The sequence below is a fragment of the Nostoc sp. DedQUE08 genome (genome assembly GCF_034530895.1).
Classification (GTDB): Bacteria; Cyanobacteriota; Cyanobacteriia; order Cyanobacteriales; family Nostocaceae; genus Nostoc.
Genome location: NZ_JAVRCD010000028.1, coordinates 68,550 through 81,990, shown reverse-complemented (window position 1 = coordinate 81,990; position 13,441 = coordinate 68,550). Strand labels below are relative to the sequence as shown.

At 44.7% G+C, this 13,441-nt stretch carries 7 protein-coding genes; 1 reads left to right on the top strand and 6 read right to left on the bottom strand.

Going from position 1 to position 13,441, the window contains the following annotated elements; genetic code table 11:
* Positions 1-79: 79 nt before the first annotated feature.
* The 3 genes from RMY64_RS19455 to RMY64_RS19445 form a co-directional block, all read right to left on the bottom strand.
* A complete protein-coding gene (locus RMY64_RS19455; protein WP_322700881.1) occupies positions 80-1,480 on the bottom strand; it encodes a family 2B encapsulin nanocompartment shell protein in 1,401 nt (466 codons plus the stop codon).
* A gap of 389 nt (positions 1,481-1,869) precedes the next feature.
* Entirely contained in the window at positions 1,870-3,276 is a 1,407-nt protein-coding gene (locus tag RMY64_RS19450) for a family 2B encapsulin nanocompartment shell protein (protein ID WP_322682328.1), read from the bottom strand.
* Positions 3,277-3,369: 93 nt separating this feature from the next.
* Positions 3,370-5,721, bottom strand: a complete 2,352-nt coding sequence (locus RMY64_RS19445) for a family 2 encapsulin nanocompartment cargo protein terpene cyclase (RefSeq protein WP_322673403.1) — start codon at positions 5,719-5,721, stop codon at positions 3,370-3,372.
* Positions 5,722-6,604: 883 nt separating this feature from the next.
* Here RMY64_RS19445 and RMY64_RS19440 point away from each other — a divergent pair.
* Positions 6,605-7,780, top strand: coding sequence for a homospermidine biosynthesis protein (locus RMY64_RS19440; protein ID WP_322673404.1), 1,176 nt, complete (start codon positions 6,605-6,607; stop codon positions 7,778-7,780).
* A gap of 158 nt (positions 7,781-7,938) precedes the next feature.
* Here RMY64_RS19440 and RMY64_RS19435 read toward each other — a convergent pair whose 3' ends face one another.
* The 3 genes from RMY64_RS19435 to speB all read right to left on the bottom strand — a co-directional run bounded on the left by RMY64_RS19435 (position 7,939) and on the right by speB (position 13,437).
* Positions 7,939-9,843: an adenylate/guanylate cyclase domain-containing protein gene (locus RMY64_RS19435; protein ID WP_322673405.1), complete on the bottom strand. Its 1,905-nt coding sequence runs from the start codon at positions 9,841-9,843 to the stop codon at positions 7,939-7,941.
* A 635-nt stretch (positions 9,844-10,478) separates the two neighbouring features.
* Positions 10,479-11,624 (bottom strand): hypothetical protein, encoded by a 1,146-nt coding sequence (locus tag RMY64_RS19430; protein ID WP_322673406.1) that lies wholly within the window; start codon positions 11,622-11,624, stop codon positions 10,479-10,481.
* A gap of 748 nt (positions 11,625-12,372) precedes the next feature.
* Positions 12,373-13,437, bottom strand: a complete 1,065-nt coding sequence (speB, locus tag RMY64_RS19425; RefSeq protein ID WP_322674687.1) for an agmatinase SpeB — start codon at positions 13,435-13,437, stop codon at positions 12,373-12,375.
* Positions 13,438-13,441 lie beyond the last annotated feature (4 nt).

Below are 13,441 nucleotides of genomic sequence, written 5' to 3'. Positions count from 1 at the left end.
CTTGAGTGGTGAGTTATGAGTTTCGTATTAACTCTTATTTTGACACTACCAAAATTGACTCATATTCCACTCAAAAAAGTTACAAACCGATTTCCACATCTTCAAGGATGCCAAGTGCGTCGGGGATGAGAACAGCTGCGGAGTAGTAGGCTGTAACAAGGTAGGAGATAATGGCCTTTTCGCTGATGCCCATGAATCGGACAGACAAACTGGGTTGGTATTCATCCGGGATACCAGTTTGATGTAAGCCAATCACGCCCTGATCTTTCTCACCAGTGCGGAGTATAAGGATAGAACTGGTTTGATTCTTAGTAATCGGGATCTTGTTACAGGGAAGAATCGGTACATTGCGCCACGTGATTATTTTGCTCCCATCCATGTCTATGGTGTCTGGATAGATGCCTCGACGGTTGCACTGGCGACCGAAGGCTGCAATAGTGCGGGGATGAGCCAAGAAGAACCTCGGCTTCCGCCGACGGGTGACTAATTCATCCAGGTCATCGGGAGTGGGGGGACCGCTGCGAGTGTAGATGCGCTGTTTGAGGTCGGCGTTGTGCAACAATCCAAATTCGCGGTTGTTGATCAACTCGTATTCTTGACGTTCCCGCAATGCCTCAATCGTCAGCCGCAATTGTTCTTCCGTTTGGTTGTATGGTTGATTGTACAGATCCGCAACGCGAGTACTTACTCGCAACACAGTCTGAGCAATGCTTAACTGATATTCGCGGGGTGAGAGTTCGTAGTCAACAAATGTTCCCGGTAACGTCGTCTCTTGACTATGACTGGTTGACAACGCGATCGCAGCTTCCCCATACTTGTTTTGTGGAAGTTCTGCGCGAGTCCGAAATTGCTCAACCTGAGCCTGTAACGCCTGCGACTGATTAAGCTGTTCTCGAAATGCCTGTTGTGGTAGCGCCAATACTGTGCATCGGGTCACAGCTTTGACCGTAAACTTCCAATTGCTTTCTGACACCAACAGATCGCCAAAATAATCACCGTCAGCTAGCATATCCAACAGAGGCTGCTCGTCATACTTGCCAATACCAATCTTGTTCACCTTGCCATGTGCGATCAAGAAAAGCTGATTGGCTGGTTGACCTGACTGGACTATGATATCACCAGGCGCGAACTCTTGCTGAACAAACCGACTTGCCAACGCCCTCAGCACCTCAGTGTTGTCAAATCCTCGCAGCAAGGGCAACTCACCAAGTTCCTGGGGAATCACCTGCACTTCGGCTCCGGTGTTAGAGAAACTTAACCGTCCATCACCCACCGTATAGGTCAACCGACGGTTAACTCGATAAGTCCCACCCTTCGTTTGCACCCACGGCAACATCTTCAACAACCATCGTGAGGTAATTTCCTGCGTTTGCGGTGCAGATTTGGTGGTCGTGGACAAATTACGCGCAGCATCTTTACTCAAACTCAGTTGAGGTTGTCCACTCTCAATATTTAAATTTGATTCAATAAAATCCGTCATCACCTCATCCTCTAGTTATTAATAAAAGTGCCATTCAGTGCTGAGTGCTGAGTTCCAAGTGCTGAGTTAAAAGACCGCCTACTTTCTTGCGGAGTATCAACAGTAGACCTGCCTTAAAAATAGAGGCTGAAACAACGCAAAATCATTCCCAGATTATTTTCATTGTTCCTTGTGAGCGCAGCTCATGGAGTCTCTTGCAAAAGTTCCTAACACCCCACCCCCAACCCCTCCCCGCAAGCGGGGAGGGGAGACAAAGCGTAGCTTTGGCGGGGTGGGGTTCTTTCTTATTTTTGATTTATGCAAGAGGTCTAGTCAGCGCTAATTTTACTCACTCAGCACCAGCACTCAACACTCAGCACTCAGCACTCAACACTCAGCACTCCTGATATTTAGCGCCCGATTTCAACATCTTCGAGGATACCAAGTGCGTCAGGAGTGAGGACTGCTGCGGAGTAGTAGGCGGTGACGAGGTAGGAGATGATTGCCTTTTCGCTGATGCCCATAAATCGAACAGACAAGCTGGGTTGGTATTCATCGGGGATACCAGTTTGATGTAAGCCGATTACCCCTTGTTTTTCTACACCAGTGCGGAGTAAAAGGATAGAACTGGTGCGGTTATTAGTGATGGGGATCTTGCTGGAAGGAAAGATGGGTACGCCGCGCCAAGATGTGACCTGAACGCCATTCACATCTACGCTTTGTGGATACAGACCCAGGCGGTTGGCCTCACGACCGAAGGCAGCGATCGTGCGGGGGTGAGCTAGGAAGAATCCCGGCTCCTTCCATACCGTCGCTAACAGTTCGTCAAGGTCATCGGGAGTAGGTGCGCCGCTACTGCTGTAGATACGCTGTTTGAGGTCGGCGTTGTGCAGCAACCCGAATTCGCGGTTGTTGAGCAACTCGTGTTCTTGACGTTCCCGCAATGCCTCAATGGTCAGACGCAGTTGCTCTTCTGTCTGGTTGTACGGTTCGTTATAGAGATCGGCTACCCGCGTACTTACTCGCAACACCGTTTGAGCAATGCTTAACTCATATTCTCTCGGTGTGAGTTCGTAATCGGCGAAGGTTCCCGGCAACTCAGCTTCTTGGGGATGATCGGCTGCCAGTTCAATGGCGGCTTCACCTTGGGGAGTCTGTGGCTGGCTCAGGCGAACGCGGAACTGTTCAACATGAGTTCGCAACGCCTCAGACTGATTGATCGCCCTCTCAAACACCGCTTGGGGTAGCGACAAAACGATGGTTCTGGTAATCGCCTTGAGGGTGTACTGCCAAGTATCCTCGGACTGCACCACAGTTTCATCACCGAAATGGTCGCCGTCAGCTAGCACATCGAACACGATCTGCTCGCCATACTTGCCAACACCAATCTTGTTTACCTTGCCACGAGCAATCAGAATCACGCGATCGGCAGGCTGACCAAGTTCGACGATTACATCATCTGGAGCATACTCCTGCTGAACAAACTGGTTTGCTAATCCGATCAAAACGTCAAGGTTGTTAAACCCTCGCAGCAAGGGCAACTCAGTAAGTTCCAGAGGAATCACCTGCACCGCAGCTCCAGTGTTGGTGAAAGTTACCCGTCCATCACCCACGGCATAACTCAACCGACGGTTGACTCGATAAGCGCCACCTTTCGTCTGCACCCACGGCAACAGCTTCAATAACCACCGCGATGTAATTTCCTGAGTCTGCGGTGCAGATTTGGCTGTTGTCGCCAAATTACGCGCCGCCGCTGTACTTAAAGTTAACTGGGGCTGCCGATCTTCTACCAAATTGGGGTCGTTAGAATAAGTCACAACTCAATCCTCCACTTTTTAGTTACTAAAAAAATTGATCTCACGCGATCGCATACTGACCTTGAATTAACTCACCGACAAGAAAACCTAACTTCATTGACCGAGTAATGACTTGAGACTCCCCTGACCGATCGACGAGCCAATACGCCTAGCTGAAGTACCCAGCCCTCTGGGCCCGCTAAGTAGCCGCCCTGCTAACGTACTACGCAATTCAAATTCTTTATAGCGGTCTACCGTTATATGCCATTTGAGTACGCCGCACATCCACTGCTCTAGTTTCTTGACGTATCCGAGCAGTTTTTTGCGGGTACTTGCATCCAGGTCGAAATCATCGAAAAGAACTGGCAGTTCGGTGGCGACGATGTGTTGAAACTGTAGCGCCCTAGAAGTCATCAGGTTGTTGACAACTTCAACGGCCTGTGCTTTACCGCAGTTGAGGAAATTCTGAACGACCAGCACACAGTTATGGATTTCACCCTCGAATTCGATTTCTTTTTGATAGGAGAAGATATCGTTGGTAAAACAGGCGAAGTCGGCGGCGGAATTATCGAGCGATCGCATTGTTCGGGTGCGGTAAATCTCCTGCGGGATCTCGTTGCCCTGAGCTAGTCGGGACAGACTCATGGTCAGATCCGAGCCAAAGGTCTTACGGCGCATTTCAATATAATCTATCGGGTCGGGAATCCGATTTTGGATCTGGTTGGCGAGTTCCCACACCCAGCTATCAGTCATATCCTGAATCGCCCGGCGGAACTGAGTCCGCGCATTTGCGGACATGGGGCCTGCTGTGCGAGACCAAATATCTGCCAAGCCGGCTTCCACTGGATTGGTTGGAACCTCGCTGGGGATGGAGTCATCCAGAGGCATAAACGCCGACAGTCGGGCGTTGAACACTTTCGCACCAGCCATGTTGCGGTTATTTCCGTAAAGCGCCGGGAAGTAATCGTCGGCATAGGTTCCCCAAACAAGCCAGCACGCGCTCAGATTCAGCTCAGGACCAGATCCATTCGGATGGATCAACGCACCGCAAAGGGCTACGTCGGCAACATCAAACTTGTGGTCATCCCAGATGACGGCATCAGGAATCCCAGGTAGTGATTCCAGCATCCCCATCTGGCGCGCCCATTCCTTGGAATGCTTCCGCGCAGCATTCAGATGGGGATTCAAGCTTGTAGTGAACGGCATGTAAAACTTCGGCAGTGTCACCGGTCCCACAGCCTGGTATGGAATGTGAGTAAAGCTCTTGAACCTTCCCAAACCCAAGGCGGCGTATAGCGATTGAATACGCGCAGCCGATGTGCCTAGACCTGTGGGGCCTCCCAGAATCGTAGATGTTGGAGAATTGTCTCCTCCCTTATTCATGTAACGGCTCGATCGCATGTGCCACTCGTGACCGCCCGATTGCCAGTCCTGGAGTCCTTTGATGTAAAGGAGAACGTTAACACGAGCCACTGGATCTAGTCCGTACTCCTCAAACAGGGGGGGCAACTCGGTGACAGCAGTGTTATCAAACTGGTATAACCGCGAGGTCAACAGTTCGTTAGTGAGGTTAGCTGCCTCCTGAGTACTGACATTTAAAAAGCGCTCCAAGACCAGCACGCAGTTAGCGTTCTCACCTTCATCCTCCACTTCTCTTTGGTAGGAGAATAGGTCGTTGCGAAGATGCACTCCATCGGCAAATGTGTCTTTGAGGATACGCATTGGCCGAGTCGAGGCGATTTCGGCCGGAATCTCTATAAACACGGCGTGTTCGACAAGATCCGCTGACCAAGGAGCGCCACCAACTTTGCGGCGCATTTCGACGTATTCGATGGGGTTGGCGACCCGATCTTGGTTGATATTGGCGAGTTCCCACAGAGACTCTTCTAGGAGGTTCTTGGTACTCTCGAAGAATCGAAGTCGCCAGTCCACAGATTTAGTAAAGGCGGTACGAGACCACAAATCAGCCAAGCCGCGCTCTACTGGGTTGGTCGGAACGGAAGGGGTATCAGTGGGATGCACTGGCATAAACGCTGGCAGTCGGTCAAGATACTGCTTTGCCCCAGCCATGTCTTGGGTGCGCTTATAGATTTCTAGGAAATGATCGTCGAAGAAGAATACCCAAACATACCAGTCGGTTACTAAGTCAAGCTCCGCTCCCGGCGCATCTGGATGGGTATAAGAGCAAAGTAAGGCGTAGTCGTGGGCATCGAATGTATGTTCATCCCAAATAACCGAGCTTTGTGCTTCTTCTTCTGAGCCAAGTATCCCCATCTCGTAAGCCCACGCTTTGGAATGGACTCGTGCCGCTTCCAGGTTTGGGTTCAGCCGTGCGGGCCAAGGCGTGTAAAATTCTGGCAGTTCAAAGGGTTGCATGATCTGCGCTAAACCTCCTCTGGAGTCTTCTTCTATCTTTATTTCGTGGACGATCTGAGCATTGTTGCAGTTCGCAAGTATCATCACCATCCAGTTAGATCCCCACATTTGGTTTGCTTGTGGTGGCTCGTTTCAAGGCGATAATATTATTAAGATGCTCATAATCGAATGGCACTAAGAAAACGTGAAACCTAGTCAGGGCAGGGTGTAGGGGGTAGGGTGTCGGGTGTAGGGAACAAATCAAGAAAATGAACAACAAGTGCGAACATTAATAAACTTTTTCGTCACTACACCCGACACCCGACACACCACACCCAAAAGTCTTATGAATACTGGATTTGCTGATATCTTAGTGCCATTCTGCTCATAATCTAAGTAACGAACTATAGGACTAATATTTGGAGTTGTTGGCAAATAAATTTTAATTACTAGATTGTGGTGTTCTCATAACTTTTCATAGTTGTAAATAAAAAGCAAGCCGTACATTGAAGCTGTAAGCAAATAGTTAAATTAAAAATTGAAGAATTAGAAGACACTTAAGACAGTTAAGACCGTTAAACAAATAGTTAAATCAAAAATTGAAGAATTAGAAGACAGTTAAGACAGTTAAGCAGATAGTTAAAAGATTTAAGATAGTTATTAAAGAAAAAATACTAATTGTTAATTTTTGCAACTAATGTCCATTAAGGTATCACTATTCCAAAACCGAAAAAGCGATCGCACACACTGGATTACAACCCAGTGCTAGTAAAGCTATAGTGCGATTTTGCAGCAATGTGACTAATATGCCTGTGAAATACTTATAAGGTTTCAAGACAGCTAATCATAAGAAAATCCCAAAAGGGTTGAAAAAGTTTTCTTCTCCTACTGCTCACTTATTTTTTCAAGCTAGTGGTAAAAAAGTATTGCTGTCACTTTGGCTGAAAGCTAGATACTATTAGATTCGGCGTGTTTACTGTTAGGGAGTGCCAAAATGTCTAAACAGCTGGGTCAAAAAATTGCACCCACACCGATATCAAATGATATCAGTGTGGTGGATTTGATCGATCAATACTTCACCGCTTACAACTCAGCGCGGTTGCGGGAAATCTGCCAACTACTGAGTCGCGATGTCCTAACGGAAGGTGTCACGGTGGGAGTTAGCCTTTCCGGTGCGATGACGCCAGCAGGATTTGGGGTTTCAGCGCTTGCACCTTTAATTCGCAACGGCTTTATTGACTGGATGATTAGCACTGGTGCAAATCTTTACCACGATATGCACTACGGATTGGGTTTTGAACTCTTTGCTGGTAATCCGTTTTTGGATGATGTGAAACTTCGTCAAGAAGGCACGATCCGCATTTATGACATTATTTTTGGTTACGATGTGCTGCTAGAAACTGATGCGTTCATCCGCAAGATTCTCCAAGGAGAAGCGTTTCAAAAGCGGATGGGAACGGCTGAGTTTCACCATTTACTAGGTAAATATGTCCGAGAAGTAGAAAAGCAATTGGGTGTGCAGCATTCCTGCTTGCTAGCTACAGCTTATGAGTATGGCGTACCGATTTATACGTCTTCTCCAGGAGATAGTTCAATTGGGATGAACGTGGCGGCTTTAGCATTGGAAGGTTCGCAGTTGGTAATAGATCCATCAATTGACGTGAATGAGACAGCCGCGATCGCATATAATGCCCGTGAATCAGGAGGTAAAAGTGCGGCTGTAATTCTTGGTGGCGGTAGTCCTAAAAACTTTTTGCTACAAACCCAACCGCAACTTCACGAGGTTTTGGGGTTGGAAGAACGAGGACACGATTACTTTGTGCAATTTACCGATGCACGTCCAGATACAGGCGGTTTATCTGGGGCAACCCCATCAGAAGCTGTCAGCTGGGGTAAAATTGACCCGGATGAGTTACCTAACACAATCGTTTGTTATACCGATAGCACGATCGCTCTACCACTAGTGAGTGCGTATGTGTTAAACAAATGCCAGCCTCGTCCCCTGAAGCGTATATACGACAGGCGAGAAGCCATTTTAGATAAACTGCAAAAAGATTATCTAGCAGCCAAAACCCAACCATCAGATCGGATTCCAGCAGCAGTTGCTGACAGTGCTTCACAGCAAACAGCAACTTATCCCTGTGGAAGGCTGATTCCGAATACTCACTAAGGGGATAGGCAGGGAGCAGGGGAGCAGGGGAGACAAGGGGACAAGGGGACAAGGGGACAAGGGGACAAGGGGGAATTATTGAACAAGTCTTTTCCTTTTTTCTTGTCTACCTTGTCTCTTCCCCATGCCCCATGCCCCATGCCCAATGCCCAATGCCCTCATTCCTTGCGTCCAATCAACAAATAAGTTGTCATCTTCCCTTTACCTTCAACTTCAATTTCGCCTCGTTTTTCAAATACAAATTCATCGCACAAGCACTTATAAGTATTTTCTGTAACTTGGATTTTACCAGCAATACCTTGCGATTCCATAGAGCGAGCGATGTTTACCGTGTCTTTATATTCATAAGTAAACTTATTCAGATCGATGACTTTCCCGACTACCGAACCGCTATGGATGCCGATACGGATGTTGAAATTTTGGTTATTCTCAATATTAAATAGAGCGATCGCAGTTTGCATATCCAGTGCCATCAGAGCGATCGCTTCAGCACGATCTTGGCGGCGTGTAGGTAAGCCACCAACCACCACATAGGCATCGTTAATGGTTCTGATTCTCTCTAAACTATATCGTTCGGTGAGGCGATCGAAAACTGAGAAAATTGGGTTGAGTAGGTTCAGCAGTTGAATTGCACTCATAGAAGTAGCAATTTCGGTGAAGCCAATGATATCTGCAAATAAAACTGTGACATCAGCAAAGTCTTCGGCAATTTTTGCTGGTTGTTCTTTTACTTCTCTAGAAATTGCGACTGGCAAAATATTCAGCAATAAACGTTCGGCTTCTTTCTGCTGATAACAAAGTGCTTCTTCTGCTGCTACTCGCTGGCTTATATTGCGAAAAATGCCGCGAATCGCAACTGGATGACCTTCAACAAATTTACAATTAATATTACCTTCTAAAAAGATTGTTTGACCATCTTTAGTAACGAATATAGCTGTTACTTGCCCAAGGTTTTCTCCTGATAGTACGCGATAAAATCTTTGCAAACAGCTTTGTTTAAACTCTGGATGTATAATATCGAAAATACTCATATTCGCAATTTCAGCTTCGCTATATCCCAAAGTTTCTCGCCATGCACGATTGACATATAAAAACCGACCAAATGGATTGACACATTGAATCAAGTCATTAGCATTTTCAAATAAATCTCGATATCGCTCTTCACTTTCTACAAGAGCATTTTCTGCTTGTTTGCGTTTGATAAATTGGGCAATTTGGCTACCAATAGAACCCATCATTTGCAATAGGTCTTTATCTTTTGGTAGTAACTCTCGACTAAAGAAAACCATCACTCCTAAGATTTCACTATCGTCTAAAATGGGGAAGCCAAAAGCTGCGTGCAATCCAGCCTCCGCAGCCGGTAGCGATCGCCTTTGATCTCCATCTACTGTGATATCTTTAATCCACAAAGGTAAACGTCTGATCCAAATTCGACCAGGTAAGCCAACACCAGGTATATAAGTAGTTTGCCAAGTGATTGCTTTAAACTCTCGGACAGAAACTAATCGACTTGACCAAATTTCTACACACCTTAGTACTGCATTAAGACTATCTCCTTGTAGGGAAGTGCCAATATATTGGCTTGGTGTCCAAAGTTCGCCTAAATCCCATCCCAAGTTTTGACAAATCGACTGCAAAATTTGGGGAATTCCCTGTTTTATGCTTTGTGATTCTGATAATATGCGAGTAATAGAATACTGGGCACTTGTACGCTGTTCTCGGCGTTGCCAAGCAGTAATATCCCGACCAATATAGACAATATCTTCTAGCCCTTCTGTTTTTTTGGGAATCACTGAGCAAGAAAAAGCAATCAACAGTTTCTCTCTAGTTTTGGTTCGACAAACCACTTCTAGATTTTGGGCATTATGCTTTAAATAAAAATGTTGACAAATAGCTTTAATTAAAAATTGATCCTCATCAATAATTAATGATATTGGTTGATTTATTAATTCTTCTTCCTGAAAACCAAATAATTGTTGAGCAGCATGATTTACTTTTTTTATTTTTCCTGAATTACTGGTTACTAACAAAGCATCTGGCATTGAAGTAATGACTTGTTCCATGTAATTAATGTTTGATTAATATACAAGCCTGTTTTTCCAAAATATTTTTTTACTAAGTTTATATTACTTGATTAAGCGTGCTATTTTTTCACCTTAATCGAGTATAATTGAGCAAAAAATACTAGTTCGCTGTGGCGGAAATTTGCCTACCTTTAATAAGTTGTTCAGAGCAACTTATCTAGTTAATTGAGATAGTAGCTAGATTTCCGTCGTGCTGTACTAGTCGAATGTCTAAGCTAGTGCAAGAGATTTTATAATAAGCACTTTAGTCCTTACTACAAACTTGCTTACCCAATTTAAACTAAATAAGCTTAATTAATATTTTTAAGTTACTTCTTTTGGGGGATTGACAATTTAATATAATATTGCTGTTCAAGTAGCTGCTTGTTAACAGTAGGTTTCATGTTTAATTTTAATCCTATGTGGTATTTTATAAAACGGCGAATTAAATAAGTATTTCAACCAAATATTGCCGTAAACACCTTTCATTAGTTTCGCTATCTTGAAAGTTGATTTTTCAAGATAGCGCGATCGCCAGTATCTATGAAATTTGAAACCCATCACTTTATAAGAGAGTGGCGACTCTGTAGCTAGGTTCCCGCCACTCTCTTATTCTTCAATTCCATCAATGAAGTTTATGATTGTGCGCTGGCGACAATTTGATTCCAGGCTTTGACTGCTGTCTGTAAATTCTTTGGCAGGTTATTTTGAGAAATATCGTTGTACTGAACCGTACCTTCTTGGCTGGTGAGGGTGTAGGTGATGTAATCAGCAGCACCACTGGGGGCTGGGTAACTCAAATTCCGAAATTTACTAAACTGAGAACGTTCTAGCGATCGCACAAATTGTTGTACCTGTTGCACAGAAACGCGGCGAACACTACGTTCAGAATCATTAGCATCACCAATCCGCACGCGAATCAGTCGCCCATCTTTGAGTAAAACAGTCTCATAGGTTCTGCCAGCAAAACCCCCACTGGAGATTTGGCGAAATACTATATCTCGATCTAACGGTGGTGGTAACTCACTAGCTGGAATTTGCACAGGCCCCAGTGTAGTTTCGTTAGCCTTTTGATTCAGCCTGAGTGCGGAACCTGTTTGATTAGTATGATAAACCAAAGTTTGACCGACTCCGCCGACAACCACCCGCCAGCCTGATACCAAAGCTTGGGTACATAATTCATCAGGATTAGCTAATTCTAAACAGCTATCTCTCCAAGTTTGCTGTTGAGCCTCAATAATGGTTAACTGAGAAATTGGCTGTTGCAAACGTTTGGATGCGGCTTTTAAAACAGCATTTTTTACAGATGTGGGTAATTTATTTGGCAGATTTTCTGAGGGAGTATTTGCCGAAGCTAAACGTAGCGATCGCCCATTATTATTGGTATGATAAACCCAGTTTTGTTTGCCATTAGATACCACAACCCGCCAACCAGGAACTAAGGCTTGGGTACAGAATTCATCAGCTTGAGGCAGTTCCAAGCAACCATTGCGCCAAGTCTGTTGATTGTAGTCAATAATTTGCAGTTGTCTAGTAAAAATTCCCTGCCTGCGAGCTAAATCGCGCAGTACCGCATTAGCTACTGGACGTGGCAAACGGTTTGGTTTAATATTCTCTTTGAGAACTTCATTGCTTGTTTCTAGCGATAAATTTGTAGAAGCCCCCGTAGCACCTTTTACAAGTGTTAAACTGCTAGCAACAGACAAAATTCCAGTCAAAATCAAAGCAGTGAAAATTCGCCCTTGATTGGTGTTAAAGTAGTTTTTCAGCATGATTTTCATAGTAAAATATAACTAAAAATAGTATCCAGCCACTAAGTAGACAATAAAGTATATAATTCCAAAACTTCAGCACTTGGAATTAATTTAGTATTTGTGTTTTCAGAGAGATATAGAGACAGACGCTAATGTACTGATTGTTTGTTCCTTATATAAATTCTGGTTGAAGAATAATTCACAAGTCAGAACAATCAGTAGGGAATACCCTATGGGATCTTGCTACAGACCCGCCACTGATTGAAAAGCACTAAATCTTCTTTTTCAGAGACGTTATACCAATCAAAAAAAATGCGACAAATAGAGCATTTGTACAGGCGCGATTCATCACGTCTTTACTCAAGGATGTGTTGCGATCGTTAATAGAATTGGTATTAGGGACTTCCAAATAAAAAAATATACAACTATTTATTGTGGGGTGGGCATCTTGCCCGCCTTTGACTATGGGCGGGCAAGATGCCCACCCCACAAGATTGGATAATTTATTTCTTGGAGGGTTTTGGCTCCCCTCTGGGTGTCCAAGAGGGGTTGGGGGAGAGGTCAAAAAAGGGCTTGTCGAACTCACGTTAATTTAGTGGGGGTTTTAAAACTTCTTGTTCACACGCGACGCTCGAATACTGGCTACTACTGCGCTATCGCGGACTCTCGTAGAGAAGGCATGCCGTTGGCGATCGCGTAGCGTATCGCAGACAGATGCTACGCGAACGTAGAGAAGTGTCGTACAGAATTAATTGTGTTAGCGGATAGCTAAGGTTTAGCCCATTCTGACTCCTGACTCCTGAATTCTGTTTGATAAATCCATCAAATTTGCCAGCTTGTAAACTACCCGCGCTCCCACATTACCATCCCACTCCGCATCACCAACTTCGCAGATATCAAAGCCAATAATTTTTCTTCCACTATTGACCAATTCTCGGAACAGACAAAAAGTTTGCTCTAATTCCAACCCACCTGGAACAGGAGTACCCGTACTCGGACATAGTTTTGGATCTAAGCCATCTACATCAAAGCTAATATAAACATACTCAGGTAAATGACTGATAATTTCTCGGCATAAATCAATCCAAGTTGTGCCAGAGTAAAGCTTTTGCTTAATAGCGGGATCGTAATAAGCAATAATGCGACTATCAGATTCGTCAATCATTTGTACTTCATCATGACTAATATCACGCAAACCTACCTGCACTAACTTAGTAATTTGCGGTATTTTCATCGCATTAAACATAATCGACGCATGGGAAAACTCAAATCCCTCATAAGCATCGCGTAAATCTGCGTGGGCATCAATGTGCAAAATGCCATAGTTTGGATATTTAGCTGCTAATGCTTGAAAATAACCTAAAGGCGAACTGTGATCTCCACCTATGACTGCAACTCGCTTTCCATTATTAATCGCTGCCTGACAATTTTCAAACAGCCATCGATTAACCCGTTGACTAGCCTGATTAATTTCTGTGAGGACAGATGTTAAATCTGGTGTATCTGAAAGTTGTTTACCTTCGGCTAATCGCTCAATAATTTTTGCTGCCAAAGCGCGGTAGTATGTGTTCTTCTCTAAAATATCTTGGGGAATTTCTTCCATAAAAATTCCCTGCTTCCAACCATCAGGGTGATCGAAATCGAACAAATCTAATTGAGTCGAAGCATCTAGAATTCGCTGTGGGCCATTAGCAGTGCCAGCACCATAAGAAACAGTGACTTCCCACGGCACACCAAAAACAATCAAGTTTGCAGACTCATAATCGCAGGGCAAACCTAAGAGGTTGCCATTTATTTCACCTACGCCGCTGGGATTGTAGTCTTTTAATTGATTACTCATTGAG